25 protein-coding genes are annotated in these 25,997 nt (G+C 69.0%); 15 read left to right on the top strand and 10 right to left on the bottom strand.

Annotation, left to right across the window (positions count from 1 at the left end):
• Window positions 1-6 precede the first annotated feature (6 nt).
• Window positions 7-726: a TetR/AcrR family transcriptional regulator gene (locus EV192_RS02310; RefSeq protein ID WP_132110595.1), complete on the bottom strand. Its 720-nt coding sequence runs from the start codon at window positions 724-726 to the stop codon at window positions 7-9.
• Between the two features lie 146 nt (window positions 727-872).
• Here EV192_RS02310 and EV192_RS02315 point away from each other — a divergent pair, with 146 nt between their 5' ends.
• The 3 genes from EV192_RS02315 to ptsP all read left to right on the top strand — a co-directional run bounded on the left by EV192_RS02315 (window position 873) and on the right by ptsP (window position 5,768).
• Window positions 873-2,984, top strand: coding sequence for an MMPL family transporter (locus EV192_RS02315; protein WP_207925862.1), 2,112 nt, complete (start codon window positions 873-875; stop codon window positions 2,982-2,984).
• 280 nt (window positions 2,985-3,264) lie between these two features.
• Window positions 3,265-4,128 carry a ribokinase gene (locus tag EV192_RS02320; RefSeq protein ID WP_132110597.1) on the top strand — a complete coding sequence of 288 codons (864 nt, stop codon included), beginning with the start codon at window positions 3,265-3,267 and terminating at the stop codon, window positions 4,126-4,128.
• A gap of 11 nt (window positions 4,129-4,139) precedes the next feature.
• Window positions 4,140-5,768, top strand: coding sequence for a phosphoenolpyruvate--protein phosphotransferase (ptsP, locus tag EV192_RS02325; RefSeq protein WP_132110599.1), 1,629 nt, complete (start codon window positions 4,140-4,142; stop codon window positions 5,766-5,768).
• A 1-nt stretch (window position 5,769) separates the two neighbouring features.
• Here ptsP and EV192_RS02330 read toward each other — a convergent pair whose 3' ends face one another.
• From EV192_RS02330 to EV192_RS02345, 4 genes are read right to left on the bottom strand one after another with little or no spacing between them, the layout of a single operon-like run.
• The gene (locus EV192_RS02330) at window positions 5,770-6,402 is read right to left on the bottom strand and encodes a DUF1707 SHOCT-like domain-containing protein (protein ID WP_132110601.1); all 633 of its coding nucleotides are present in this window, start codon (window positions 6,400-6,402) and stop codon (window positions 5,770-5,772) included.
• A gap of 15 nt (window positions 6,403-6,417) precedes the next feature.
• On the bottom strand, window positions 6,418-7,071 hold the full coding sequence (locus EV192_RS02335; protein WP_132110603.1) for a response regulator: 654 nt from the start codon (window positions 7,069-7,071) through the stop codon (window positions 6,418-6,420).
• Window positions 7,068-8,237 carry a MacS family sensor histidine kinase gene (gene macS / locus EV192_RS02340; protein WP_132112881.1) on the bottom strand — a complete coding sequence of 390 codons (1,170 nt, stop codon included), beginning with the start codon at window positions 8,235-8,237 and terminating at the stop codon, window positions 7,068-7,070. The genes EV192_RS02335 and macS overlap by 4 nt, the downstream gene beginning before the upstream one ends.
• Window positions 8,188-9,354 carry an AI-2E family transporter gene (locus EV192_RS02345; RefSeq protein ID WP_132110605.1) on the bottom strand — a complete coding sequence of 389 codons (1,167 nt, stop codon included), beginning with the start codon at window positions 9,352-9,354 and terminating at the stop codon, window positions 8,188-8,190. The genes macS and EV192_RS02345 overlap by 50 nt, the downstream gene beginning before the upstream one ends.
• 96 nt (window positions 9,355-9,450) lie before the next feature.
• On the opposite strand from EV192_RS02345, the gene EV192_RS02350 reads away from it, so the two are divergent.
• From EV192_RS02350 to EV192_RS02370, 5 genes are all read left to right on the top strand, one after another.
• A complete protein-coding gene (locus tag EV192_RS02350; protein WP_132110607.1) occupies window positions 9,451-11,526 on the top strand; it encodes a translocation/assembly module TamB domain-containing protein in 2,076 nt (691 codons plus the stop codon).
• A 210-nt stretch (window positions 11,527-11,736) separates the two neighbouring features.
• Window positions 11,737-12,483 carry a hypothetical protein gene (locus EV192_RS02355; RefSeq protein ID WP_132110609.1) on the top strand — a complete coding sequence of 249 codons (747 nt, stop codon included), beginning with the start codon at window positions 11,737-11,739 and terminating at the stop codon, window positions 12,481-12,483.
• Window positions 12,484-12,652: 169 nt separating this feature from the next.
• Window positions 12,653-14,776, top strand: a complete 2,124-nt coding sequence (locus tag EV192_RS02360) for an autotransporter outer membrane beta-barrel domain-containing protein (protein ID WP_132110611.1) — start codon at window positions 12,653-12,655, stop codon at window positions 14,774-14,776.
• Window positions 14,777-14,829: 53 nt separating this feature from the next.
• Window positions 14,830-15,342, top strand: coding sequence for a hypothetical protein (locus EV192_RS02365; protein ID WP_132110613.1), 513 nt, complete (start codon window positions 14,830-14,832; stop codon window positions 15,340-15,342).
• A 53-nt stretch (window positions 15,343-15,395) separates the two neighbouring features.
• Window positions 15,396-16,181: a hypothetical protein gene (locus EV192_RS02370; RefSeq protein ID WP_132110615.1), complete on the top strand. Its 786-nt coding sequence runs from the start codon at window positions 15,396-15,398 to the stop codon at window positions 16,179-16,181.
• Window positions 16,182-16,238: 57 nt separating this feature from the next.
• Here EV192_RS02370 and EV192_RS02375 read toward each other — a convergent pair whose 3' ends face one another.
• Together EV192_RS02375 and EV192_RS02380 are read right to left on the bottom strand one after the other, a co-directional pair.
• A complete protein-coding gene (locus tag EV192_RS02375) occupies window positions 16,239-16,610 on the bottom strand; it encodes a nucleotidyl cyclase domain-containing protein (RefSeq protein ID WP_132110617.1) in 372 nt (123 codons plus the stop codon).
• 43 nt (window positions 16,611-16,653) lie between these two features.
• Complete coding sequence (locus tag EV192_RS02380; RefSeq protein WP_132110619.1) at window positions 16,654-17,433, bottom strand: dioxygenase family protein; 780 nt, start codon at window positions 17,431-17,433, stop codon at window positions 16,654-16,656.
• A 100-nt stretch (window positions 17,434-17,533) separates the two neighbouring features.
• Here EV192_RS02380 and EV192_RS02385 point away from each other — a divergent pair, with 100 nt between their 5' ends.
• Genes EV192_RS02385 through EV192_RS02400 form a run of 4 tightly spaced genes read left to right on the top strand, consistent with a single transcriptional unit; the run spans window position 17,534 to window position 19,872 of the window.
• Window positions 17,534-17,872 carry an ArsR/SmtB family transcription factor gene (locus tag EV192_RS02385; protein WP_132110621.1) on the top strand — a complete coding sequence of 113 codons (339 nt, stop codon included), beginning with the start codon at window positions 17,534-17,536 and terminating at the stop codon, window positions 17,870-17,872.
• Window positions 17,865-18,308, top strand: coding sequence for an SRPBCC family protein (locus EV192_RS02390; protein ID WP_132110623.1), 444 nt, complete (start codon window positions 17,865-17,867; stop codon window positions 18,306-18,308). The genes EV192_RS02385 and EV192_RS02390 overlap by 8 nt, the downstream gene beginning before the upstream one ends.
• Complete coding sequence (locus tag EV192_RS02395; RefSeq protein WP_132110625.1) at window positions 18,305-19,027, top strand: DUF899 domain-containing protein; 723 nt, start codon at window positions 18,305-18,307, stop codon at window positions 19,025-19,027. Before EV192_RS02390 ends, EV192_RS02395 begins: the two co-directional genes overlap by 4 nt.
• A gap of 23 nt (window positions 19,028-19,050) precedes the next feature.
• Window positions 19,051-19,872 carry a class I SAM-dependent methyltransferase gene (locus EV192_RS02400; protein ID WP_132110627.1) on the top strand — a complete coding sequence of 274 codons (822 nt, stop codon included), beginning with the start codon at window positions 19,051-19,053 and terminating at the stop codon, window positions 19,870-19,872.
• 1 nt (window position 19,873) lies between these two features.
• Here EV192_RS02400 and EV192_RS02405 read toward each other — a convergent pair whose 3' ends face one another.
• Window positions 19,874-21,475, bottom strand: a complete 1,602-nt coding sequence (locus EV192_RS02405) for an FAD-binding oxidoreductase (protein ID WP_132110629.1) — start codon at window positions 21,473-21,475, stop codon at window positions 19,874-19,876.
• 215 nt (window positions 21,476-21,690) lie between these two features.
• Here EV192_RS02405 and EV192_RS02410 point away from each other — a divergent pair, with 215 nt between their 5' ends.
• Window positions 21,691-22,167 carry a cupin domain-containing protein gene (locus EV192_RS02410; RefSeq protein ID WP_132110631.1) on the top strand — a complete coding sequence of 159 codons (477 nt, stop codon included), beginning with the start codon at window positions 21,691-21,693 and terminating at the stop codon, window positions 22,165-22,167.
• Between the two features lie 2 nt (window positions 22,168-22,169).
• Here the strand turns inward: EV192_RS02410 and EV192_RS02415 are convergent, their stop codons facing one another.
• On the bottom strand, window positions 22,170-23,411 hold the full coding sequence (locus tag EV192_RS02415; protein ID WP_132110633.1) for a flavin-dependent oxidoreductase: 1,242 nt from the start codon (window positions 23,409-23,411) through the stop codon (window positions 22,170-22,172).
• Between the two features lie 96 nt (window positions 23,412-23,507).
• Between EV192_RS02415 and EV192_RS02420 the strand changes: the two genes are divergently transcribed.
• Together EV192_RS02420 and EV192_RS02425 are read left to right on the top strand one after the other, a co-directional pair.
• On the top strand, window positions 23,508-24,395 hold the full coding sequence (locus EV192_RS02420) for an aminoglycoside phosphotransferase family protein (protein WP_132110635.1): 888 nt from the start codon (window positions 23,508-23,510) through the stop codon (window positions 24,393-24,395).
• A gap of 68 nt (window positions 24,396-24,463) precedes the next feature.
• On the top strand, window positions 24,464-25,027 hold the full coding sequence (locus EV192_RS02425) for a dihydrofolate reductase family protein (protein WP_132110637.1): 564 nt from the start codon (window positions 24,464-24,466) through the stop codon (window positions 25,025-25,027).
• Window positions 25,028-25,048: 21 nt separating this feature from the next.
• On the opposite strand, the gene EV192_RS02430 is transcribed toward EV192_RS02425, so the two are convergent.
• Complete coding sequence (locus EV192_RS02430) at window positions 25,049-25,942, bottom strand: LysR family transcriptional regulator (RefSeq protein WP_132110639.1); 894 nt, start codon at window positions 25,940-25,942, stop codon at window positions 25,049-25,051.
• Between the last annotated feature and the right edge of the window lie 55 nt (window positions 25,943-25,997).

The following is a 25,997-nucleotide window of genomic DNA, read 5'->3' on the forward strand; positions in this document are numbered from 1 at the left end:
GCTCGTCTACTGGATTCGCAGCCCGGCGGCCGCGATCAGCTCGCCGAGCATGATCTCGAAGAAGCCGTCGGTGTTGGTCACCAGGAGCGGGAAGTGGCCGAACACCTCCAGGGCGACCTGGCCGTACAGCCGGATCCAGAACTGCAGGATCATGTAGGCGGTGCCGAGCGTGAGGATTTCGTCCGGCACGTCCACGCCCGAATCGGCGATGGTCGCCAGCAGCTCGGCCCGGAACAGTTCGAGGTCGGGCCGCATGACGTCAGGCACGGTCTCGTCGGGCGGCGGGGTGATCTGCTTCGTCAGCAGGACCCGGCCGGCGACCGTCATGAAGATCCGCCCGAACGGGTCGGTCTGCAGCTCCGGCGGCCGGCTGTTCGGGTACGCGAACACCATCGTGAACTCACGCGGATGCGCCAGCGCCCACGTGCGGAAGCCGCGGCAGATGGTGACCACCTGGGCCACTGTGTCGGTCTCCGGGATCGCGGCCAGGTCCGTGCTCAGGTCGTCGGCGAGATCGGCGCAGATGTCGATCCGGACGTGGTACACCAGGTCCTCGCGGGACGCGTAGTAGCGGTAGAGGGCGGGCGCCGTGATCCCGAGCCGGCGGGCGATCGCGCGCAGCGTGACGGCGTCCGGACCTTCGTGGACGAGCAGCGTTCGTGCCTGCTGTCGGATCTCCCGGTCGGTCGCCGCCCGCGCGCGTTCGCGCCGTGTGGGCTCGCTCATGCTTGGCTCCATTGGTTGTAAACACCGTTAACTCGCCCGTACAGTGACACCGGGGACAAGTGAACGGTGTTTACCAGAGTTTTTACCGTTCACGAAGACGCTAGTCACGACGAGCGTCGTGCACCACTGAACGGGAGGAACGGGACGTGTTCAGCAGGTGGGGAATGGTGGCATACCGCCGCCGTTGGACAGTGGTCGCGGCGGTCCTGGTGCTCGCCGTCGTCGGCGGGCTCTGGGGACTCGGTGTGTTCGACCGGATGAAACAGGGCGGGTACTACGACGAATCCAGCCAGTCCGCGCAGGCCACCCGGATCGTCGAGCAGACCTTCGGCCAGAGACAACCCGACGTCGTGGTGGTCTACGACGCCGGACCGGGCAAGTCGGTCGACGACCTGGCCCCGCAAGTGCTCGGAGTCGTCAACGCACTGCCGGCGGACGTGGTCGGCAAGCGGATGACGTACTGGGAGAACCCGGCGCTGACCGACCCGGCGCACCGCTACGGCATGGTCAGCCTCACCCTGGTCGGCGACGAGAACACCCGGCTGGCGAACTTCGCCATGATCAGGGACAAGCTGGCCGTGCCCGGCGCGACCGAACAGGTCGCCGGCCGCACCGCCATGGCGAAGACCATCGGCGACCGGTCCAAGTCCGACCTGACCAAGGCTGAGGCGATCTCCCTGCCGATCGTGCTCGTGCTGCTGCTGTTGATCTTCGGGTCGGTGGTCGCCGCGCTCCTGCCGGTGCTCGTCGGCGGGCTGGCGATCATGGGTGCCCTCGGAGTGCTGAACGCGTTGTCGTACGGCGTCGACGTGAACAACTTCGCCATCAACGTGGCCACCCTGCTCGGCCTCGGACTGGCCATCGACTACGGGCTGTTCGCGGTCGGCCGGTTCCGGGAGGAACTCGCCGAAGGCCGGACCACGGCCCAGGCGGTGCACCGGACCGTCGCCACGGCCGGCCGGACCATCGCGTTCTCGGCGACCCTGCTGGTCATCGCGTTGGCCGGGCTGCTGGTGTTCCCCCTCGACTTCCTGCGGTCGATGGCGTACGGCGGGATGGCCGCGGTCGCCATCGCCGCCGTCGTCTCGCTGACGCTCCTGCCCGCCCTGCTGGGCATTCTCGGGCCGCGAGTGGACAAGCTCTCCTTGCCGTGGCGGCGGAACACCGGCGGCGACTCTCGTTGGCTCGCCCGGCTCGGCGGGGCCGTGCTGCGTAAGCCGCTGGTGTTCGCGTTGCCCATCGTGGCTGTCCTGCTGGTACTGGCTGTGCCGTTCGGCTCGCTGAGCTTCGGCGCGGTGACCGAGAAGCAGTTGCCGCCGGGCGATCCGACCCGGCAGGCGTTCGAGACGATCAGCGCCAACTTCCCCGCCGCCGGAAACAACGGGGTCGACATCGTGGTCCAGGGCAGTGCCGACCCCGCGTTCGTCACGCAGGTCAGCGGCGTGCCCGGAGTCACGCGGGCAGCGGTCGTCGGCGCCAAGGGCGACATGACACTGATCCACGCCCAGCTGACCGGTGATCCAGTGAGCTCCGAGGCGCACGCGGCGATCGACGGGCTGCGTGGGTTGCCGCCGCCGCACGGGGCGACTGTGCTCGTCGGCGGGTTCGCGGCCCAGGTGATGGACGGCAACCAGGCGATCGTGGACAACATGCCGTGGATGATCGTGATCCTGGTCGGGGCGACGCTGATCCTGATGCTCCTGGCGTTCGGATCGGTCCTGCTGCCGGTCAAGGCGGTGGTGATGAGCGCGCTGAGCCTGTCGGCGACCTACGGCGTGCTGGTCTTCGTGTTCCAGTTGGGGCACGGCGCCGGGCTGCTGAATGTCACCCCGGAACCGCTGCAGGCGGGGATGTTCGTGCTGATCGGGGCCGTGGTGTTCGGGTTGTCCACGGACTACGAGACGTTCCTGCTGTCCCGGATGATCGAGGCCCGGCACGCCGGGATGAGCACGCCGGACGCGGTGCGGACCGGGTTGGTGCGGACCGGACGGATGATCAGCGCAGCCGCGCTGTTGCTGATCGTCGTGACTGGCGCGTTCGCCATGTCCGAGCTGTCCATGATGCGGTTCGTCGGCGTGGGAATGATCGTCGCTCTCGTACTCGACGCCACGGTTGTGCGGATGATGCTCGTCCCCGCTGTACTGCGGTTGTTGGGCAATGCCGCCTGGTGGGCGCCCAAACCGCTCAGGCGCCTGCAGGCGCGCGCGGGAATCAGCGAGGTCCCTGCTGAGTCCCGACGGGAGATGGAATTGGTATAGGAAATTCTCTAGAGTGGGTTTGGGTGTTGTCGGTGCCGATCGTTCGGGGGGCTACACGACCGGCACCGACAACACAGAAGTCCGGCTGTGCCCAGGATGGACCTGGCCGGACCCCAACACCGCGATGATGGTCGCGGCGAGGGTCTTCTTCCCGTCACGGACGGGTATACACGACCTTCTCTCACATTGTGGCATCGAGTATCCACTTGGAGCCGCAATTGTTAACAGATGCGCATGCAGATGCACTTGCATGCCGCTGTCCATGGCAGGGTGATCCCTCGTGCGCGCGGACGTGGTGGTGGTTGGTTCGGCAAACGCCGATCTGGTGGTCTCGGTCGCGCGGCGGCCGGGTCCGGGCGAGACCGTGCTGGGGTCGGATACCGAGGTGCTGCCCGGCGGGAAAGGCGCGAACACGGCGGTGGCCGCCGCGAAACTGGGTGCGCGGGTTTCGCTGCTGGCGGCGGTCGGCCATGACTCGTATGGCCGGATGTTGGTGGATTCGCTGGAATCGGCCGGAATCGACACCGCGTCCATTCGTCACCTGGAACGGCCGACCGGCGTGGCGTACATATTCCTGACGCCGGACGGCGAGAACTCCATCCTCGTGTCACCCGGCGCGAACAGCGCGCTGAGTCCGGCGGATGTCCGGATCGCCGGCGGCAAGGTGCTCGTGGCCTCGCTCGAAGTTCCGTTGCCGACCATTGAGCATGCTGTGGCGCTCGCGGCCGAGCAGGGCATTCGGGTTGTGGTAAACGTGTCGCCGCCTGCCGAACTGTCGCCGCAAACGCTTGCTGTCCTCGACCCGGTCGTGGTGAACGAACATGAGGCCGCCGAGTTGCTCGGACCGGATTCGGATCCACGCCGGTTGTTGGATCTTGGCCCGCGATCGGCCGTCGTGACATTGGGCGCTCGCGGAGTGCTCGTGATCGAGCCGGACGGCGTTCAGGAAATCCCGTCACCTCAGGTGGCGGCTGTGGACACGACCGGCGCCGGTGACGCGTTCACCGGCGCTCTCGCCGCCAGGCTCGCCGAAGGCGTCGACCTCGCCACCGCGGCCCGGTTCGCGGTGCGGGTCGCCGCGGTCTCCGTCACCCGACGGGGTGCCCAACCCTCCTATCCGACAGCCGACGAAATACCCGGGTAGTGTCAGTCATCATGCTGAGTGGCGTCGGTGTGAGTCCCGGCCGGGCGGCAGGTCCGGTGGTCCTGGTCGCTGAACCGCCCGGGGAGCCGCCCACCGGCCCGCCACCGTCGGATCCCGTCGCCGAAGCCGGCCGGATCGGACCGGCCGCCGAACTCGTCGCGGCCCGCCTGCAGGAACGTGCCGACGCGGCCTCCGGCGAGGCGAAGAAACTGCTGGAGACGACCGCGATGATGGCGGCCGACCCTTCGTTGCGCACCCAGGCCGAGCAGTCGGTCACCACGAAGCAGATCCCTGCGGCCCGCGCGGTCCACGATGCCGCGGCGACCTTCGCCGACGCGTTGCGCGCGGCAGGCGGTTACATGGCTGAACGCGTCCGGGACATCGAGGACGTGCGGGACCGTTTGGTCGCGGAACTCCTTGGTGTGCAGGCACCTGGCGTGCCCGAGCTGACCGCGCCGAGTGTGCTCGTGGCGCGTGACCTCGCGCCCGCGGACACGGCTGTGCTCGACCCCGCCATGGTGCTCGCGCTCGTCACGGAGGAAGGCGGGCCGACGAGCCACACCGCGATCTTGGCTCGGTCGTTGGGGATTCCCGCGGTGGTCGCGGTGCACGGCGTGCTGGCCGCCGCGCCGAAGGATCTCGTCGTCGACGGTGAGGTCGGCACGGTGGAGATCCCGACCGGCCCGGTGGTGCCGTTCGCCGCCGAAGTCACGGCCGCCGCGGTATGGAACGGGGTCGGCGCTCTCTCGGACGGTATGCGGATCAAGGTGCTCGCGAATGTCGGCTCGGCCAAGGACGCGCAAGCCGCCGCGGACGCCGGTGCCGAAGGCGTTGGCTTGTTCCGGACCGAGTTCTGCTATCTCGCCGCGACCGACGAACCGTCGGTCGACGAACAACGCAAGGCGTACGCGGCGGTCCTGGCGCCGTTTCACGGGAAACCGATCATCGTCCGAACCCTGGACGCGGGCGCGGACAAGCCACTGGCGTTCCTGAGCCCGGACCCGGAACCCAACCCGGCACTGGGTGTCCGCGGCATTCGCGTGGGCAGGCAGCGGCCAGAGGTGCTGGAACGCCAACTCGAGGCGATCGTGGCCGCCGCCGAGGAGACCGGGGTTCAGCTGTCGGTGATGGCCCCGATGGTCGCCACGGTCGAGGAAGCCGCGTGGTTCGCCGACCGCGCGCACGAAGCCGGCGTCACCCGTGCCGGCGTGATGATCGAGGTACCGGCCGCCGCGCTCGTCGCGGACGAGATCCTGAACGTGGTCGACTTCGTGAGCATCGGCACGAACGACCTCGCGCAGTACACCCTCGCCGCGGACCGCCAGCTCGGCGCGGTCGCCGCCTTGAACGACCCGTGGCAGCCGGCGTTGCTGCGCCTGATCGCGATGATCGGCAAGGCGGCCAACGAAGCCGGCAAACCCGCCGGTGTCTGCGGCGAGGCAGCGAGCGACCCGGTGCTCGCCGGCGTCCTCGTCGGCCTCGGGATCAGCAGCCTGTCCATGAACGCGGCCGCGGTCCGCCAGGTCGGCGCGGCCCTGGCCCAGCACTCCGAGGACTTCTACCGTCAGGTCGCGCGGGCCGCGCTGGTCTCGCACACCCCCACCGACGCCAAGGCCACCGTGCGCGCGATGGTGTCATGACTCAGTCCGACTCGGTGGTGACCTTCCAGGGGAAACGGATCAGCAGGGAGCCGATCCGGATGTAGGTCGGCCGCTTCACGGTCACCGAGCCGGCCCGCACCATGCCCCGCAGCACGAAGTGGGGCTGGCCGGTCGCGTTGCCGGGGACCTTGTTCTCCAGCTTGCCGGCGGCCAGTTCCAGGGCGTCCACGTCCACGGTCGCGTGCTGCGGCAGCAGCAGCTTCACCGAGCCGGCGGTCACGTCGAGCTCGATGTCCACCACGTCGTGCTCGATCTGGGCGTCGGTGAAATCCAGGTCGCACGCCCCCATCTTGTTGCGCACGACCAGTTCGCGCGGCACGGCCCAGCGACCGGTCCGGCTCAGCTTCGACATCGTGTTGCGCAGTTCCAGCCGGGGCTTCGCGGCGGGCACGTCCCGGGGCGCGCTGTCCTTGTGGGTCATTCCCGGCAGGTCGATCAGCACCGCGTTCAGCTCGGCCCTGGTTCGGGCGGCGAGGGCGCTGTCCGTGCGCTGGGTGAACTCGTCGAGCGTGATCAGCCCCTGGCCGATGGCCTTCTGCAGGAGGGTCACCACGTGCTCCCGCTCGGCGTCGGAGACGCGGAGGTCACGAGGGTCGACAGGCGAGTCACTCACTCATGAACCGTAGCGCTAATCCTCGTCGAGTCCGTGCTCTATGGCGTATCGGGCGAGCTCGACCCGGTTGTGCAGCTGCAGTTTCCGCAGCGTGGACTGGACGTGGTTCTCCACCGTCCGGTGCGAGAGCACGAGCCGGTCCGCGATCTGCCGGGCGCTGAGTCCTTTGGCCACCAGGCGAAGCACCTCGGTCTCCCGGTCGGTGAGCTTCGGCGCCTGGTCCTCCTCGGGCGCGGCGGCCATCCGCCGGTACTCCCCCAGCACCAGGCCGGCCAGGCCGGCGGTGAACACCGCGTCGCCCTGGGCGGTCCGGTTCACCGCGTCCACGAGCTCCTCCGCGGACGCGGACTTCACCAGATAACCCGAGGCCCCTGCCTTCACGGCTTCGAGCACGTCACTGTGCGCCCCGCTCGCCGACAACACGAGTACGCGCGTGCCGGGCAGGTCCCGCACGATCGTCCTGGTCGCGTCCACCCCGGAGGCCGTGCCCAGGTTCAGGTCCATCAGCACCACGTCCGGCACGACAGTGCGCGCGATCCGGACGGCCGCGTGTGCGTCTCCGGCGGTCGCCCGGACGTCGAAGCCGCGCTCGGTCAGGTCACGGGCGACGCCGTCGCGCCACATCGGGTGGTCGTCGACGACCATCACGGAGATCGTTCTCCCGGTCATCGCTTACCTCGCTTGGGCTCCCTGGGCACCCGGACCTCCCACTCGGTGCCGGCCCCGGGCTCGCTTTCGAGGATGATCGTGCCACCCAGATCGGCCACGCGGCCACGGATGGACCGGGCCACACTCATCCGGCCGGCCGACGCCGCCTGCTCGAGCCGGCCGGCCGGGATGCCGGCGCCGTCGTCCCGCACGCTGACCACCACCTCATCGCCCAGGTCCTCCAGCAGAACCCAGGCGTGCGCTCCGTCGCCGGCGTGCCGGGCGACGTTCAGCAACGCCTCGGAAACCAACGCGGTGAGTTCGGTCACCGCTGCCTCCGGCAGCTGCACGGCCGTCGCCGGAACCGACACCTGTACGGACGCGGTCGCCATCACCTGTAGCCGTGGCCGCAGGTCGGCCGTGCCGTCGGCGGCCGTCTCCGGTGGCGCCGCCGCGACCAACGCGCGCAGGGCCTCCTCCTGCTCACCGGCGAGTTCGGCCAGTTCCGCCGCTTCACCACCGAGTTCGTTGCCACGCTTACGGACGCGCGCAAGGACCTGCAAGACACTGTCATGGATGCTGCGGGCGAGCCGTTCCCGTTCAGCGGTCGCGGCCTCAGCACGTAACGCGCGGGCCATGCGCTCCTGCGAGCGACGCGCGGTGACGGCCGCGAGCCCAACGACAAAACCGCTGCCCATGAGTAAAACGGCGTCCCGGACCACGTCCGTCGTGAACGCGCCGCGCGCGAAGCCCGTCGCCAGCGCGACCACCAGACCTGCGGTAACTCCCGCGATCTGACCGCTCAGCACAGCGACCGCGATCGGCGGAACACTTGCCCAGACCGTCGTGATCAACGGGTCGATGTCGACCATCTGCTGGTGCGACAGGATCCACACCGAGGTGTACAGCAGGACGGACGTCACCACCACGTCCGACCACACCACCCACGCCCGGCGGCCCGCCCGGCGGAGATACGCGATCACCGTGAAGACGGTCCACAACGCCATCACACCGAGGGCCGTCCACGCCAACCACAGCCTGGCGTACTCGTGCCTGTGCACCACGACGGCGGCGACGGCGAAGAAGAACGTCACCACCCGCAGGATCGCGGCGCTCGTCCAGAGCGGCTTGATGGCGTCAGCTGTGCGCACTGCCGGGATCCTGGACGGTGCCGGGCCGGGACCCATCATCGTCGAGGACGTCGACCGAGTCCGGGTCGGTGTCGTGGTCGTGCATGAGCGAACGAATACCCGCGTTCAGCACGGCCAGCAAGGGCACCGCGAGCAACGCGCCCGGAATCCCGCCGGCGACCAAGCCCACTGTGATCGCCAGCACGACCGCCAGCGGATGCAACCGGACCGCGCGCCCGAGCAGCCACGGCTGCAGTACGTGTCCTTCGAGCTGCATCACCGCGGTCACGATCCCCAGCACGATCAGCGCTGACACGAAACTGTTCGCGACGAGCGCGACCAGCACGGCGACCGTGCCCGCGATCAGGGCGCCGACGATCGGGATGAACGCCCCGAGGAACACCAGGGCGGCCAGGGGCACGACCAGTGGAACGCCCACGATCCACAGGCCGATCCCGATGCCCACCGCGTCGACCACGGCGACCGCCGCAGTCGCCCGCACGTAGCTGACCAGCGACGCGAAGCCGCGCCGGCCGGCGACGTCCACCCGGTCGCGGACCGGCGCGGGCACGCCCCGCACCAGGAACCGCCAGATCCGGGCGCCGTCGAGCAGGAAGAAGATCAGGACGAACAGGGTCAGCACGAACGCGGCCAGCAACTCGCCGATGTTGGCCGCGGTGGTGAGCGCGCCGGACGTGATCGCCGCCTGGTTCGTCTTGATCGAGTCGATGATGCTGGTGATGAAGCCCCGGATCTGGTCCGTGCTCAGGTGCAGCGGGCCGTTCACCAGCCACTTGCTGATCGTGTCGAGCGAGTTGGAGACCTGCGTCTGCAGCTGCGGCAGGCCGTTGACGAACTCCGAGATCACGAACGTCAGCACGCCGCCGAGCAGGGCGAGCCCGGCCACGAGCACGATCGCCGTGGACAGCCCGCGGGGCACCTTCAACTCGACCAGCTTCTCCACACCGGGTGCCATCAACGCCGAAAGCAGTAAAGCGATGGCGACCGGGACGAGCACGGTCTCGAAGTAGCCCGCGAGCCAGATCAGTGCGTACAGCGCGGCGATCACGACCACGAACCGCCAGGCCAGCGCGGCCGACACCCGCAGCCCGCGCGGCACGACGTTGGTCACTTCCAGCGGGGCCAACGGACGTTTTCTCTGATCACTCGGCACGGAAGTCACGTTATCGGTACGAGCGGACAAAATGGGCCACCATCAGGCGGCCCGCCGGTAAAGAATCTTGGTGTGGCCTCCGACCAGCTGTCTGACATGGAACGTAAGGTCGGCGAGGCGTTCCAGCGCGGTGAGTGGATCGATGCCGGCGGCGAGCCCATCCGTGGCGAGGTGCTGACCGGCTTGTTGTCCGATGCCAACGGCAGTGCCGCGCTCCGGCTGTCTGGCGCGCGGATCACCGGCGCGATGAACCTGGAGGGCCGCGTGGTCCGGCAGGTGATCGACCTGCGTGACTGCGTGTTCGAGCGGACACCGGACCTGCGGATGGCCAACCTCGTCGGACTGCGGATGCACGTCTGCCGCGTTCCCGGGATGCTCGCGCGCAACCTGCATGTGGAGAGCGACCTGATTCTGGAGCCGCGGTTCACGTGCCGGGGCACGCTCGACCTGACCGACGCCAAGATCGGCGGGTCGTTGCGGATGTCCGGCGCGGTGCTCAACGGCGAGGGCACCGACGCGATGCGGGCGGCGCGGCTGCAGGTCAGCGGTTCCATGCAAGCCGTGGTACTCCGGACGACCGGCAAGATGCGGCTCGTCGGCTCGGACATCGGCGGCTCGTTCCAGCTGTCCGGCGCGCACCTGAGCAACCCGGACGGGGAGACGCTGAACGGCGTCGGGATGGTGATCGGCGGCAACTTCCTGGCCAACGCCGTGGGCGGGCGGTTCACGTCGAACGGCCGCGTGACGTTGGTGGGCGCGCACGTCCGCGGCGACGCCGTGTTCACCGGCGCCCAGTTGAGCGCGCCCGGTGACACGTCGCTGGACTGCGACCGGATCAAGGTCGACGGCAGTCTCGTGCTGGACAAGGGGTTCACCGCGCTCGGGCCGGTGTACATGGCGGACGCACGGATCGGCGGCTGGCTGCGGCTGGCCGGTGCGACGGTCGGCGACCGGAACGCGGTCGAGCATCCGGATGAGCAACGCGCGCCGATCGCGTTGCTCGCGGACGGCATCGAGCTCGGTGGCGGCCTGGACGCCCGGTCCGGCCGGATCGCCGGGCGGCCCACCCAGAAACCGCTGGTCGCGTACGGTCAGGTCAGGTTTCCCGGCGCCAAGGTGGACGGCACGGTCAGCCTCTCCGGGGCACAGTTCCACTGCGCCGGCCATGACGCGCTGTTCGCCGACCGGCTCGTGGTCGGCGAGACCCTCTACCTGGAGGAGGTCACGGCCACCGGGTGCATCCGGTTGCAGGACACGCGGATCGGCGCGTCGCTGGACTGCACAGGGGCGACGTTCACCGAGCCGCGCAAGCGCGCCGACGGCACCCGCAAGCCGTCACTGGACCTGCAGTTCGCGACGGTCGGCCACAACCTGTTGTGCAGCAGGCAAGTGGTGGCCACCGGTGGCGTGAGCACCCGGCTCGCCGAGATCCGGCACACGGTCCACCTGTCGTACGCCTCGCTCGGCGACGGCGAACCGGACAGCATGGCGTTCGACGGATACGGCCTGGTGGCGCACAGGCTGATGCTCAAGTTCCCGGCCACCGCCCCGCCCCAGGGTTCCGTCCGGCTGGAGAAGGCCCATGTCCGGGTGCTGTCTGACGGGCCCGGCCTGTGGAGCGCCGTCGGCGGGCTGGACGTGGCCGACTTCGTCTATGAGTCCGTCGAGGACGGCGGCACGGTCAAGGACCGGCTGCGGTGGCTGCGGAACGTGCAGCCGGACTTCGCACCTGGCCCGTACGACCATTTGGTCGCTGTGTACCGCAACGCGGGCGAGGAGCAGCTCGCCGAGAAGGTGCTGCTCGAGAAGCAACGAAGGCGGCACACGGAGCTCAGCCTCGCCGGGCGGCTGTGGGGGAAGCTGCAGGAGTACACCGTCGGCTACGGCTACCGGCCGTGGCTGGCCATGGTGTGGCTCGGGGTGTTCTGGCTGGCCGGCACGCTGTGGTTCACCTTCAACGTGATGTCCAAATTGGACAATGACCAGAACCCGGTGTGGAATCCGCCGCTGCTGGCGATGGATCTGCTGTTGCCGATCATCGATCTTGGCCAGGACAACATGTGGCGGATGGTCGGTGCGTCGCAGTGGATTTCGGACGTGCTCATCGCGGCGGGCTGGATTCTCGCCACGACCGTGGCGGCGAGCGCGACCAGGCTGCTCAAGCGGGACTGATTACCCACGGTGTTCGTTGAGAACACAGCGTGTTCGTCACACGATCGGGGGGACTGGTCGTGTTGAAGGTGCGCCAAGCCGATCCGGTCTGAGAGTGTTGCGTCCGCACCGGGCTCCGTGACCGAACCGAGACCCCGGTGACCTACCAACCGAGACACGGCAGACAGGGACTCCAACGTGGACACGGCACGGACAGCGAGGGGCGCGCGCATGCGGCGGTTCCTTGTCCGCGCCGGGATCGTCCTCGGCGGAGCCGTCGCCGGGACCGCGGCCGCATGGCTGATGTCGATGTCCAGCGCCTCCGCGGACACCGCGGTACCGCAGACCATCGAAGTACCTCAGGTCGTCCAGCCCGTGGTCGACACGTTGACCGCGCCCGGCAACACGCCCCAGTTCGTCGAGCACATCGTGACCGACGTCGCCGCACCGCACGCTCCGACGAAGGAGCTGACCGAGTTCGGCAAGGGTGTGCAGGGCGCGTTCGACCGGGTTGGCCAGCAGGTCGTGACCCAGTTGTCGCTGCCCACGGGCGTTGACGAGCCGATCTTGTCGAAGCCTCGACTGCTCCTCTCCGGCGACCACGAGACAACGCCGTCCGCGCACTCGCTCGCCACCGAGTCGAACACTGAGTCGGCTCAGGCAAGCCACGACCGTGCGGCCGCGCGTGACACCGGCCGCCAGCTCGCGACCGAGTCGTCCCGGCGTGCCCCGCCGCGGGATGACGAGTCGCCGGCACTCCCCGCCCTCCCCCCACTCCCCGCGCCACTGGCTCCCCCGACTGCGCCGTCCGGTGCCTGCTCCTCCTGCGGGCACGGCTCGAACGACGACCGCAGCCTGCCCGTGTCGCACACCTGGCCGACCGCGAACACCGGGTCCGCCACTTCGCGCGCGCTGCGGATGATCACGCAGCACGTCGCCACCGCCATGGGCGAGCAGCCCGGCGTCACTCCTGACTGAAACCAAGCACGCGCGGCCAGCGGTAGCCCTTTGACGGCTCCGCGCAGCAGGCCTGTGTGTCCTGCTGGCGCGCGCACCACCCCCACAGACCTGGGTTGGTCGCTTGCCCCGACGTACTCACGTGCGACCACCCTCCGTGCCACCGCACAACGAAAGGAGAACACGGCGCATGCAAACCTTGGCGCGGTGCGGTCTACAGACCGCGCTGGTCACCGGTGGTTTGCTGATGCTCGGTACCGGCATCGCTTCTGCCGAAGAGAACGTGAACCCGGATCGACCGGCGTCGCCGCTCGACCCGCGGATCAAGATTCCGGTGCGGATCCACGACAACGCGATCGGCACCCCGCTCGGCCAGCTGAACACGCCGCACGTCCACCGTGACATCAAGGTCAGCGCCGACGAGCTGACCATGAAGCTGCCCGCCGGCAAGGCGACGTCCCTCGGCAGTGGCTCGCTGGCCAAGGCCAAGGGCGTCGCCGGCAAGGCGAAGAACGTGGCGGCGAGGCTGCCGCGGTCCGGTGTCACCCAGCCTCGTCTCAACGCCGCGAACGACCTGTTCCGCGGCAACAAGGTTCCGATCGAGATCGCGGGCAACGCGATCGCCGCGGGTGGTGACGCGCACGTGGACGCGACCTCTAGCGAGAACGACACCGTCTACCGTCCAGTGTGGACGAACGGGTCGGGCGCCGTGCTGGCCGGCGACGTGGTCGAGCTGGACTGGGCGCTGCCCGTGCGGATGAGCGGCAACGCCGTCGTCGCCGCGCTCGGCAATGCGACCACAAACTTCGTCTCCGACAACACCACCATCGCCGGTGGCGACATCGTCACCAAGGGCACCTGCGACGCGGCCACTCTGGTCGGCGGCGCCGACTGTGCGGGAGGCGACACTGACACCCTCACGAAGGCCGGTGGCAGCACCACAACCAACGGTGACAAGTCCACGGGCGGTGGCACCATCGCCGCGGTGCCGCTGGCGGTTCCGGCCCAGGTGTTCGCGAACTCGATCGCGGGCGGCGGCCTGACGAACGTCCACCACGAGAACATCGACAAGGCCACTGCCGGCGGGCAGTCCCTGACCAGCGGCAACGACGCCGTGCTGGCCGGGACGAACGCGAACGCCCCGGTCACCGGCCCGGCCGAGGTTTTCGGCAGCGCGCTGGGCATCGCCAAGACCGACTCGCTGGACACCGTGACCACCAAGGCCGGCGGTGACGCGTTCGCCAACGCGGTCAGCAGCGTGGCGTCCGGCTCGATCGTGCATCCCGCTGTCGCGTTGCCCGTCGAGGTGTTCGGCACCGCGGCCGCCGTGGGTGGCGAGGCGGTCGCCCTTGTCGGGGAACACAAGTCGGCCACCGCCGGCGGCGGCCAGATCGTGCACGCCGACAAGTCCGTGCTGTCCGGTACCGCGGTCACGCCGGCTGTGACCGGTCCGGTCCAGGTGCTGAGCACCGCCGCCGGCAACGTCGCCGCTGTCCCGGTCGCACTGCCGTCCCAGGTGTTCGGCCTGGCAGCCGGCGCGCTGGGCAAGGCGACCGCGTGGGCGTCGGGTGACACGTCGTCCACCTCGGGCGGCGCCATCACCACTGACGGGAAGTACGGCACGGTCAGCGGGAACGTCGCGTCCGTGCCGGACGCCGCGGCCGCACAGGCCTCTGGTTGGGCCGCGAGTGTGGCCCGGATCGTCAGCTCCACGGATGACAACACCACCGGTCCCAACGACAGCATGGTCCACTCGGGCGGCGACATCATGACCAACGGTGACCACGGGTCGATCTCCGGCAACCTCGTCGACGTGCCAACGGCGGCGGCCGCGCAGGTCTCCGGCAACGCGATGGGGATCGCGCCGAACCAGACCACGGTCCTGGCCGGCGGTGACGGCAGGACCTCGGGCGAGGACGGCTCGATCTCGGGCAACCTGTTCGCCGAGCCGGTCGCGGCCGTCGCGCAGGTCTTCGACATCCCGATCCCGATTCTGGCGCACGCCATGACCTACGCGCCGAACACCACGGTCGTGAAGGTGGACGACACCGTTCCCCTGATCGACCTGCCGATCGGCGGCGGTGGCCTGCCGATCAACAAGCTGCCCAGCCTGCCGGTCCGCGGCATGCTCGGCAAGAAGCAGTCCCGCTCGAACCCGCCCGGCGCGCCGCTGGGCGGGATCAAGCTCCCGGACTCTTCGCCGTCCGGCGTCGCCGGGCCGATCAACGGTTCTGCGTTGTCCTCTTTGGATATCACGCAGGTGCTGTCGGCCCTTGACGTCACCAAGCTCCCGCCCGGTTCCGAACCGGGCTGAGCGATTCTCCGGTCCCCGCCGGTTTCATCCGACCCTCCCCAAGGAGATTTGACATGCTTAAGACCATCCGTCGTGGCGTTCTGCTCGCTGCTGCCGCCGGCGTCACCCTGCTCGGCCTCGGCTTCGGCCAGGCGTCCGCTGCCCTTCCGGCCCTGCCGGCGCTGTCCGGAACGGGCCTGCCGGGGTTGTCTGGAACGGGCCTGCCCGGGCTGTCCGGCGCGGGCCTGCCGGCGCTGTCCGGCGCGAGCCTGCCTGCCTTCGGCGCGACGACCCCGGCGTCGTCCGCTGACCTGTCTGCGGTCCAGGCCCCGGGCGTGGACAACGTGGACGTCGCCGGGCTCGGCTCGGAGAAGGGCGCCCAGCTGCCCGGCGTCAACGTCGTGCCGAAGCTGAGCGGCACCGCCCTCGACGGCGTCACCCCGTCGAGCCTCACCGAGAACGGGTCGCTGCCGGCCACGGACAAGCTGCTCGACGGCTCCGCCCTGTCCTCTTTGGACACGATGAAGACCGTGACCGGCCTGGTGCCGACCCTCGGGGTCCTGAAGGCGCTGCCCCAGCTCGGCTGAACCGTCCCCATCCCCGTCCCCACCGCTTCCACTTCGTTCGCAAGGAGATTCACGTGCGCAAGACCATTCGCCGCAGCATGTTCCTGACCGCGACCGCGGGGCTCGCCCTGCTCGGCTTCGGCTTGGGCCAGGCGTCCGCCGCGGTGCCGGCGCTGCCCGCGTTGCCGGCCACGCCGGTCGTGCCGGCGCTGCTCGGCAAGTTGACAACCATCCCCGCGCTGCCGGACTCGTCGTCCTGGCTGACCGGCTTTGACGACCTCACCGGCGACCGCTCCGCGATGCCGACGCCCCAGCTGCCGGCCCTCGGTAGCCTGCCCGGCGTGATGGACCTGCTGCCGGACCACAACTTGCTTGGCAACCTGTCCGACGCCACGGACCTGCCGAACCTCGGCCGGGACGCGCTGCCTGTCGCCGACCTGCCCACCGACCAGCTTGGCCTGCCGGTCAACGTCGATTCATCGAAGCTGCCCCAGCTGCCCCAGCTGCCGGTCCAGACCAGCGACATCACCAAGGCGCCGATCGCCGAGCTGCCCAACCCCAGCAAGATGCCGTTGACCGCCCAGGTGGACTACAACGACATCGCCAACAAGATCATCCCGAACACGGATGGCGTGGACATGCAGGGCCTGCCCAAGCCGCAGGTGCCGGAAGTGGCTTCGACCCTGAACGCGGTGCAGCTGCCGACCTCCACCCCGCTGACCCCGGGCATGCAGAGCGTCGGCGTGCCCAGCAAGCTGCCGCTGGTGGGTGACGTGGACACCACCATGCCCAGCGTGGACGACCTGACAGGTGGCGGCCTCAGCATGCCGAAGGGGACGCCGCAGCTGCCGGCGGTCTGATCCGTCGGTCCCCGGGACGGGCCCAGGAGCAGCGTCGCTCCTGGGCCCGTTTCTTCGTTACCTCATGCGATCCTCAGCGCGCAGCAGCATCTCGTGCACCTTGTGCCCGCCGTCGCTGGTGTGCCAGCCGGTGTCGGTTCGCGCGATCCGCGCCACCCGTTGGGCGATCGCCGCGCCGGAGCCGTAGGGATGTTCCGCGACGACCGCGATGGTGTCGTCGTCAGGACGGGCCACGGTGTGGTCGGCGCGCATCGCGTCCCGCAGATGTCTTGCCATTGTGGCGTTTCCGCGCACCAGCACGAGAGTGACGAGCGTGCCGTGGGTTTGGGCGCGGACGAGCGCGTGGCCGAGGCGGTCGATCAGCAGTTCGCGGCCGGGTAGCCCGGTCCGGGGATCGAGCAGGCCCTTGCCGTGCAGCACGGCGTTCATGGCCGGAGCCTTCACTGTCCACGTTGGACGGTCAATGCCTCGTTCAGGTGAACTGGACCGAGCGTTTCGCCAAGCCGTACCAGTAGCCGTCGATCACGGTGTCGGCGTGCTCGTTGTGGTCAAGGCTCGCCCCGAGCGAAACGAACAGCGGCGCGAAGTGCTCGGTGCGGGGATGGGCCAGCCGGACGGCCGGCGCCTTGTGCGAGAAGTCGATCAGGCTGTCGAAGTCCCGCTCGGTGAGCACCCGCCGGCCCCAGTCGTCGAACTCGCTCGACCATCGCGGCGGCGTGACACCCGTGCCCGCCGACATGCTCAGCTCGCTCAGGTTGTGGGTGAAGAACCCGCTGCCCATGATCAGCACGCCTTCGTCCCGCAGTGGCGCGAGCTTGCGGCCCAGGCGTACCAACGCCTCCGGGTCGAGCGTCGGCATGGAGATCTGCAGGACCGGGATGTCGGCGTCCGGGTACATCTCGACCAACGGCACGTACGCGCCATGGTCCAGGCCTCGACCTGGGTCGTCCTTGACCGGTGTCTCGGCGGAACGCACCAGCTTGCGGACCTTCTCGGCCAGTTCGGGTGCGCCAGGGGCGGCGTACTTCACCTGGTAGTACCGCTCGGGGAAGCCCCAGAAGTCGTACACCAGCGGCTGGGTGGTGGTGGCGCCGACGGTGAACGGGGCCTCCTCCCAGTGCGCGGACACCACCAGGATGGCCGTCGGCCTCGGCAGGTCGCGGGCCCAGTCCGCCAGTTGGCGGGTCCACAGCGGGTCGTCGGCCAGCGGCGGCGCGCCGTGGCTGAGGTACAGCACTGGCATGGCGGTCATGAACGGCTCCAGATTGTTCAATTTTCAACAACTGTAGCAGGGTCTTGACCGAACGGCTATGTTGAACCTGTTGGTTAATTAACTAGGTGGTTCAGTACGCATGACAGTCGATCAGTTGAGCGTCACGTTCGCGGCGCTGGCCGACCCGACCCGACGGGCCATCCTGGCCCGGCTGGCCAGGGGCGAGGCCGGCGTCACCGAGCTGGCCGAGCCGTTCGCGATGAGCCTGCCCGCGGTGTCCAAACACCTGAAGGTGCTGGAACGGGCCGGGCTGATCACGCGCGGCCGGGAGGCACAGTGGCGGCCGTGCCGGCTCGCCGCCGAGCCACTCGCCGAAGTCGCCGGCTGGGTCGAGCGCTACCGGCGGTTCTGGGAAGGCAACTTCGACCGCCTCGACGCGCACCTGCGCGAGATCATGAAGGGCAACACCGATGACTGACCGTGAGTTCACCATCCACCGCGTCTTCGACGCGCCACGCGAGCTGGTGTTCCAGGCGTGGACGCGGCCGGAGCACATGGCGCAGTGGTACGGCCCGGTCGGCACGACCACACCGCTGGACACGATCAGCATGGACGTCCGCCCTGGGGGTGCGTGGCGAGCCTGCATGATCGGGGACGACAACGGCGAGCGTTACCCGAGCGGTGGCGAGTTCCGTGAGGTCGTCGAGCCGGAGCGGTTGGTGTTCACCTGGGGCGAGCCGGGCGGCGACGAGGTCGCCCTGGCCACGGTCACGTTCGACGATCTCGGCGGCAAGACGGCGATGACGTTCCACCTGGCCGGCCTGCCGGCCGACAACTCGGAGCTGTTCGACAACGTCCAAAGCGGTTGGGCCAGCGCGTTCGACCGCCTCACCGCACACATGGAGAACCGATGAACCTGCCAACCGCCGTCAGCCAGGACACCTGGCTCACCGCGCGAAAAGCCTTACTGGCCAAGGAGAAGGAGTTCAGCGCCGCGCGGGACGCACTGTCCGCCGCCCGTCGTGAGCTGCCGATGGTCCAGGTGGACAAGGACTACGTGTTCGACGGCCCGAACGGCAAAGCCACCCTGCTCGACCTGTTCGAAGGCCGCCCACAGCTGATCGTCTACCACTTCATGTGGCGGTTCGACCTCGGCAAGGGCTGCCCGAGCTGCTCGCTGCTGGTGGACAACATGGGGCACCTGGCGCACCTGCACGCCCGGCGGACCTCGCTCGCCATCATCACCCGCGGCCCGCTGGCCGAAAGTCTCGCGTTCCGGGACCGGATGGGGTGGACGTTCCCGTGGTACTCGTCCGCGGAGTCCGACTTCAACTACGACTTCCACGTCACGCTGGATCCGGCGAAGGGCGCGGTCGAGTACAACTACCGGCCGGATGACTCGGGGTGGTCCGGGGAAGGGCCCGGGGTGAGCGTGTTCGTGCGCGACGGTGACCGCGTGTTCCACACGTACTCGACCTACGCACGCGGCGGGGACATCCTCCTCAACACGTACAACTACCTGGACCTCACCCCGTACGGCCGGCAGGAGACGTTCGAGAAGTCACCTGAGGGACGGCCGCAGGAGCCGTTCATGTCCTGGGTGCGCCACCACGACGACTACGGCAAGGCGTGACAGGTCGCTCTACTCTGGCCGTTGTGGACGACTATCTGACGATCAACAGGACCATGTGGGACGAGCGTGCCACGGCGCACGCCGCGTCCCGGGAGTACGGGTTCGACCGGTTCGTGGCCGACCCCGCGCACCTGAGTGCCGTCGTCCGCTTCGACCTGCCCCGGCTCGGGGACATCAAAGGCCTGCGCGGTGTACACCTGCAGTGCCACATCGGCACCGACACGTTGTCGTTGGCCCGTCTCGGTGCCCGGATGACGGGCCTGGACTTCTCGCCGTCGGCGTTGGTCCAGGCCCGTTCCCTCGCGGCACAGACGGGCACCGACATCACTTACCACGAGTCCGATGTGTACAACGCTGTGTCCGTGCTCGGCGCCGCCGAGTTCGACCTGGTCTACACGGGGATCGGCGCGCTGTGCTGGCTGCCTTCGGTGTCGCGGTGGGCTGAGGTCGTCGCGTCGCTGCTGCGTCCGGGCGGCCGGTTGTTCATCCGTGAGGGCCACCCGATGCTGTGGTCGATCGACGAGAAACTCGACCCGCCCACCTTCGGCTACCCCTACTTCGAGACCGCGGAACCGCTGGTGTTCGACGACCCCGGCACGTACGTGGAAACCCCGCAGCCGCTGACGGTCGGCCTGAGCCACAGCTGGAACCACGGCCTGGGCGAGATCATCACGGCCCTGCTCGGCACCGGTATGCGGCTCACTCACTTCGTCGAGCACGACAGCGTGCCCTGGAACGCCATTCCCGGCCACATGACCCGGGACGAGCACGAGGAGTGGCGGCTCACCGAACACCCGGAGTACCTCGCGGCGAGCTACACCCTGCAGGCGGTGAAACCAGGGTGAACTACGCCGGCTCGATCGCCAGCGCGTGCCGGAACACGTTGCGCGGGTCCCAACGGGCCTTGACCTGTTGCAGGCGGGGGTAGTTGTCCTTGTAGTAGAGGGTGTGCCACGGCACGCCCGAGGTGTTCCACGCCGGATCGGCCAGGTCCGAGTCGGGGTAGTTGATGTACGACCCGTCGTTGATCTCGTTGGGCACCGGTACGCCGCCGGTGTCCGCGTACACGTCGCGGTAGAGGTTGCGGACCCAGCGGAGGTTGGTCTCGTCGTCCGTTTCGTCCATCCAGATCGACTGGTAGACCGCCTTCATCACCACGTCCCGCTGGGCGGTCGCGGTGGCTCCCGAGGGCACGGTCCGGACCTGGCCGCCGTAGCCGATGAGGAGCACGCCGGCGTTCGGCAGCTTGTCGTCAGTCGTGAGGTTCCGGTAGATCGCCGTGAGCTGGCGGTCGGTGAGGGACCGGCGCAGGTAGCCGGCCTTGAGCTTGTACCGCCGCGTGATCGCGTCGCCCGGCTCGCCCAGGCCCGGCCAGGTCACCATGTGCAGCCACGGCAGCGTCCGGCGTTCGCTGAAGAGCGGTTTCACGTCGACGCCCGCGGTCACCGCGAACACCAACTCGGTGATCAGGTCGTCCACGTTCGGGATTCCCGCGTCCGCCTGGACCACCATGGCGAAGCTGCCGCCACTGCGGTGCGCCGGCAGGAAGACCGGATACAGGCCGGCGTACCGCGAACCAGGCGCGCTGTTGCGTTCAAGCCAGGTCCCGAAGTTGCGCAGCAGACCGACGCACGCCGACTCGGTCATGGTGTCCCAGGACCACACGACGAGGCACTCCCGCATCTCCTGCGGTCCGGCCGGCAGCAGCCGGGACGGGTCGGTGCCGGTGGAGTCGGGCGACCGGAGCCAGTATTTGGTGACCACACCGAAGTTGCCGCCGCCACCGCCGGTGTGCGCCCACCACAGGTCGCGGTTCGGGTCGTTGGGTTCGCGTGTCGCGACGACCACGCGTACCTTGCCATCCCGGTCGACCACCACGACCTCAACGGCGTACAGGTGATCCACCACTGAGCCGTACCGTCGTGACAACGGCCCGTATCCACCACCCGCGATGTGGCCGCCAGCTCCCACTTCCGGACAGCCACCCGCGGGGATCGTCACACCCCAGCCGCGGAACAACGTTCGGTACACGTGCCCGAGCGTCGCCCCCGGTTGCACCGCGAACGCCCGCATCCCGGGGTCGTAGCAGACCGCGTTCATCGGCGAGAGGTCCAGCAGCATCCGGACCGCCGGGTCCGCCGTGAAGTTCTCGAAACAGTGCCCGCCGCTGCGGGGCGTGACCCGCCACCCGGACCGCACGGCGTCCGACACCGCGCGGGCAACCTGGTCGCTCGACTCGACGACCCGAATCTCATCCGGCCGGCCCACGAACCTGAAGTTGTTGCCACGCAACAGGCTGCTGTACCGCGGATCGTTCGGGCGAATCGTCACCGCCGCCGTGCCCGTAGACGGGGACGCCGCAGCGGTTCCCGAAGCGGCCGCGCCGACTGCCACCGCACCCGCGCCGATCAGCACTCCCCGGCGACTGACCTTGCCGTGCTCTGTCATCGAACCCCCTCCTCGAGACGTTGTCCCCGGTGAGGGTTTCAGCAACAGAACCGGGCGCGGATCAACCGATCTCCTGGTCCGGCGGCTGAGCCGCGGCACCAGCCGAACGGCTGAGCCGGTCCACCGATCGATTGATGGTGGCCGGACGAAGGTTGTACATCCCGACCGTTGTGGCGCAGAGTGCGTAGGCGGTGGATCAACAGCCTGGAGGTGTCATGACCGGCGAGGAAATCATGCTCGGCCCGTTGCCGAAAGGGATCACGCTCGCGAAGGAGGGCATGCGGAAGAGGGTGTGGAATGTGCTCGGGCACACCTACTTCATGAAGGCCAGTAGCGAGTCGAGCTTCGCGTTCGAGACCATGGACCCGCCGGGGACCGGTGTACCGCCGCACGTGCATCCGACCCAGGACGAGCACATCTACGTCCTCGAAGGAGTGTTCACGCTCTACCTCGACGGGCAGTGGGAGACCGCGGGCCCAGGCGACACCGTGCGAATGCCGAAGAACCTTCCGCACGCCTACTACAACCGCAGCGAGGACATCACGCGTGGACTGTTCTGGGTGAGTCCGGCCGGGCGGCTCGCCGAGTTGTTCGACAAGCTGCACAACGTGGCGGACCCGGCGGAGGTCGTGCGGCTGGCCGCGCTGCATGACGTCGACTTCCTGCCGCCCGGGTCGGTCGAGGGCGCCTGAGCTCAGCGATCGTTCACCTGCTGCTGGGAGAACCCGGACGCCTGGGCGTAACCGCTGACCACGGCTTCGAGCGTGGCTCTGTCGATCACGTCCTCGATCCGGGAAAACCCTTGCGGCGCACGGCGTTCGACCTCGTCGATCACGTTCTCGGGCCCGCCGGTCCGGTTGCGTGTCACCACGTCGGCGGTGGCCGCCAGCCGGTCTTCCTGGTACGCCCGCAACGCGTCGGCGGGGTCGTCGTGCCGCGCGAGGTGGCCGCTGAGGCTGGTGGCGTCGAGGATCGCCTGGCCCGCCCCGTTGGAACCCATCGGATACATCGGGTGGGCGGCGTCGCCCAGCAGCGTCACCCGACCCACCGACCAGTACGGCAGCGGGTCCCGGTCGCACATCGGGAACTCGAAGCATTCCTCGGTGGCCGCGACGAGCCCGGCGTGGTCGACCGGCGGCATCCGGAACAGCCCGACGTGCCCAGCCAGTTCGGCCGGGTCGGCGGGCCGCGACCAGTCCTGGCGGCTCGGTGGCGGATCACCGGCGCGCCCGGTCTGGACACAGATCGCCCAGTTGGTGAGCTTGGTACCGGCGGTCCGTCCGGGCGCGATCGGGTACACCACGAGCTTGGCCGCGGTCCCGCCGGCGATGATCATCGAAGCTCCGGTGCCGAACTCCGGCCACTCGGTGGCTCCGCGCCACATCGTGACGCCGTTCCACCGCGGCGGGCCTTCCGCCGGGAACAGGATGGACCGCACGGTCGAGTGGATGCCGTCGGCCGCCACCAGGACGTCACCGCGAACCGGGGCCAACGCCCTGTCCTGCCTGTCCACGAACCGCGCCAGCACACCCCCGGAATCCTGCTCGAAACCCGTCAACCGGTGACCGGTCCGAACCGCGCCCTCGCCAAGCCGTTCACGCACCGCGCGCAGGAGCACGCCCTGCAGCCTGCCCCGGTGCAAACTGAACTGGGGCAAGGCGAATCCGGCGTCCAGCCCGCACGGCTTGCGCAGGATCTCGTGCCCGAGACGGTGCGTGTAGAACAGTTCCCGGGTGCGGATCCCAACCTCGTCCAACTGCTCAAGCAGCCCCAGCGCGTCGAGTTCCTTGACCGCGTGTGGCAGCGCGTTGATCCCGACACCCAACTCGCCGATCTGCTCGCCCTGTTCGTGGACCGTGCAGTCAATGCCTTCGTGGTGCAGCCGCAGCGCGAAGGTCAACCCGCCGATCCCGGCGCCGATGATGACAACTGTCATGGCCCACCGTCCCGTCCTGAACCTGACTGCCAGGATGGTCGAGACACCTGGTTTCGCACCAGCCGCAGTCGTCGCCAGCGGAATGGAGGCTCATCCTTGGCCGAGTTGAGGTTCGAGCAGGACCTGGTACGAGCGCTGCTGGCCGAACAGCATCCGGATCTCGCGGACCTGGAAATCCGAGATGTCGCCGGTGGCTGGGACAACCAGCAGTGGCGCCTCGGGACGGAGCTGGCCGTGCGCTTGCCGCGCACCGAGCGTGCCCCGGCCTTGCTGCGCACCGAGCAGAAGTGGCTGCCCGTTCTGGCTGAACGCCTGCCACTTCCGACGCCCATCCCGGTGCGCGTCGGCGAACCTTCGCCCCTGTTCGAGCACACCTGGACGATCACCCGCTGGGTTGAGGGCGAGCCGGCGGACTACGCGCCGATCACCCGCGCTGACGCGGCCGGGACCCTCGCGGGTTTTCTGAAGGCCCTGCATCAGCAGGCACCCGCGGAAGCCCCAGCCAACCCCGCGCGCGGCATTCCGCTGACCGGCATGCAGGACGGTTTCACCAGTTCGTTGGCGGTCATAGCCGGCGACACGAGCGCTGATGCCGCCCGAGAGATCTGGGAAAAGGCCGTCGCGGCGCCCGCGTGGCATGAAGCGCCGACGTGGCTGCACGGGGATCTGCATCCCGCGAACGTGATCGTGCGGGAAGGGACGCTCGCCGGAGTGATCGACTTCGGCGAGATGTGCGCAGGCGATCCCGCGACCGACCTGTCCGCCGCCTGGATCCTGCTGCCCGCGGGCGCGGCAAGCCGGTTCTTCGGCACCTACAAGGACGCGGACGAGGCCACCATCGCGCGAGCCCGTGGCTGGGCCGTCCTGCGAGCCCTGCACCTGATCAGCGTCGGACGCAATGGCAGGCTCGGTCTCCCCGGTGGCAAACCGACTTGGGAACCGGCAGGCCGAGCCGCACTCGAACGCGCCTTGGCCGAGAACTGACCGACCGATGAGTTCCGCGCGCCGCGCTGGTCTGTACGCCGGAGACCGACTGACGGAAGGCTGGCGCCATGCGGAAACTGATCTACGGCATGAACCTGACCCTGGACGGCTACATCGCCGCGCCCGGCGACGATATCGGCTGGAGCGGGCCGAGCGACGAGCTGTTCGAGTGGTGGCTGGACCAGGTGCGGGCGAGCAGCCTGTCGCTGTACGGGCGCAAGCTGTGGGAGACGATGAGCTCCTACTGGCCGACCGGCGACCAACAGCCCAACGCGACCCCGGCGGAGATCGAGTTCGCGCGCGTCTGGCGGGACATGCCGAAAGTGGTGTTCTCCTCGACGATCGACCAGGTCGACTGGAACACCCGCCTGGTCACTGGCGACGCGGTCGCCGAGATCACCCGGCTCAGGGCCGAGGACGGCGGTCCGATGGACATCGGCGGCGCGACACTCGCCGGGGCGGCCATGCGGGCCGGGCTGATCGACGAGTACACGCTGGCCACCTACCCGGTCCTGCTGGGTAGCGGCACGCCGTTCTTCACCGCGCTGGACAACTGGGTGAACCTGAACCTGGTGGAGACGCGGACGTTCCCCGGCGGCGTGGTCCTGACCAGGTACGAGACGAAGCGCTGAGCGGCATCGCGTAACCGACCGCTACATCTGCTCGGCGAGATCGCGCGCGACGTCGATGGCGATCTCCCGTGTCCGGATCGCGAGCGGGGACTCGGTGCGCCCGGCAGGCCAGTACAGGGACAACTCGCGGGCGGGCGACGGCGTCAGCCGGTGGATGCTGAGCTGGTCGTCGGACCAGGCATCGTGTCCGTGCAGGGCAAGCCATGGCAGCACCGCCCAGCCGATGCCCGCCCGCACCATCGACAGGATGGTTTCGTGGCCCGTGGTACGGAACACGACTCGTGGCCGCGCGCCGGCGCGGGCGAGCGTCCGCTCCAGCCATCTTTGGTGGTAGGTGGGCGGCCAGGCGACCATCGGAGCGTTGTCGAGCAGCTTCACCCCGACCGGACCATCGGGGACCGCGCCCACGCTCGTCACCAGGAGGTACGGCTCGTCGAAAAGCCTGACGTGCTCGACGTCGCCTTCGACCGGGCCGTCGTGGAACAGCAGGTCGAGATCGCCGATCCGGGGATCCTCCGGTTTCACGTCGGACAGCCTGATGTCGCAGCCGGGATGCTCGTCCAGCAGTTGGCGGATGACGACCGGCAGGATCAGGTTCGACACGCTCTGAAAGGTGCCGATGTCGATCCGGCCGTTGCCCGCCCGGAAGCGGTCGACGGCGTCGGTCAGCGCCTCCGCCTTCGTCAGCAGATCGCGGCCGTGGGCCAGGACCACCTCGCCGAGCGGCGTGATCCGGACCGGCCGCGGCCCGCCGGGCCGGTCGAAGACCGGGCCGCCGACGGCCTTCTCCAGCGCGGCGATCTGCTGGCTCACCGACGACTGGGTGTAGCCAAGCCGGGCCGCCGCTTGGCCGAACGTTCCTTCCTCGGCGATCACGGCCATCGCCCGCAGGTAACGCAGTTCGACATCCGCCACAGGACCTAGCATAAGCTATTGCGATCGATTCGATCTGAAATTATCGCTTTTCTTA

Origin of the sequence: Actinocrispum wychmicini, from assembly GCF_004345645.1 — a bacterium.
In the GTDB taxonomy this organism is placed as follows: domain Bacteria; phylum Actinomycetota; class Actinomycetes; order Mycobacteriales; family Pseudonocardiaceae; genus Kibdelosporangium; species Kibdelosporangium wychmicini.

Bases quoted from the DNA above. Each gene is read 5' to 3' on its own strand.
- EV192_RS02310 (WP_132110595.1), bottom strand. From the start codon at position 726: ATGAGCGAGCCCACACGGCGCGAACGCGCGCGGGCGGCGACCGACCGG.
- ptsP (WP_132110599.1), top strand. From the start codon at position 4,140: ATGCTGAGTGGCGTCGGTGTGAGTCCCGGCCGGGCGGCAGGTCCGGTG.
- EV192_RS02335 (WP_132110603.1), bottom strand. From the start codon at position 7,071: ATGACCGGGAGAACGATCTCCGTGATGGTCGTCGACGACCACCCGATG.
- macS (WP_132112881.1), bottom strand. From the start codon at position 8,237: ATGGGTCCCGGCCCGGCACCGTCCAGGATCCCGGCAGTGCGCACAGCT.
- EV192_RS02350 (WP_132110607.1), top strand. From the start codon at position 9,451: ATGGAACGTAAGGTCGGCGAGGCGTTCCAGCGCGGTGAGTGGATCGAT.
- EV192_RS02355 (WP_132110609.1), top strand. From the start codon at position 11,737: ATGCGGCGGTTCCTTGTCCGCGCCGGGATCGTCCTCGGCGGAGCCGTC.
- EV192_RS02360 (WP_132110611.1), top strand. From the start codon at position 12,653: ATGCAAACCTTGGCGCGGTGCGGTCTACAGACCGCGCTGGTCACCGGT.
- EV192_RS02365 (WP_132110613.1), top strand. From the start codon at position 14,830: ATGCTTAAGACCATCCGTCGTGGCGTTCTGCTCGCTGCTGCCGCCGGC.
- EV192_RS02375 (WP_132110617.1), bottom strand. From the start codon at position 16,610: ATGAACGCCGTGCTGCACGGCAAGGGCCTGCTCGATCCCCGGACCGGG.
- EV192_RS02380 (WP_132110619.1), bottom strand. From the start codon at position 17,433: ATGACCGCCATGCCAGTGCTGTACCTCAGCCACGGCGCGCCGCCGCTG.
- EV192_RS02385 (WP_132110621.1), top strand. From the start codon at position 17,534: ATGACAGTCGATCAGTTGAGCGTCACGTTCGCGGCGCTGGCCGACCCG.
- EV192_RS02390 (WP_132110623.1), top strand. From the start codon at position 17,865: ATGACTGACCGTGAGTTCACCATCCACCGCGTCTTCGACGCGCCACGC.
- EV192_RS02395 (WP_132110625.1), top strand. From the start codon at position 18,305: ATGAACCTGCCAACCGCCGTCAGCCAGGACACCTGGCTCACCGCGCGA.
- EV192_RS02405 (WP_132110629.1), bottom strand. From the start codon at position 21,475: ATGACAGAGCACGGCAAGGTCAGTCGCCGGGGAGTGCTGATCGGCGCG.
- EV192_RS02410 (WP_132110631.1), top strand. From the start codon at position 21,691: ATGACCGGCGAGGAAATCATGCTCGGCCCGTTGCCGAAAGGGATCACG.
- EV192_RS02415 (WP_132110633.1), bottom strand. From the start codon at position 23,411: ATGACAGTTGTCATCATCGGCGCCGGGATCGGCGGGTTGACCTTCGCG.
- EV192_RS02425 (WP_132110637.1), top strand. From the start codon at position 24,464: ATGCGGAAACTGATCTACGGCATGAACCTGACCCTGGACGGCTACATC.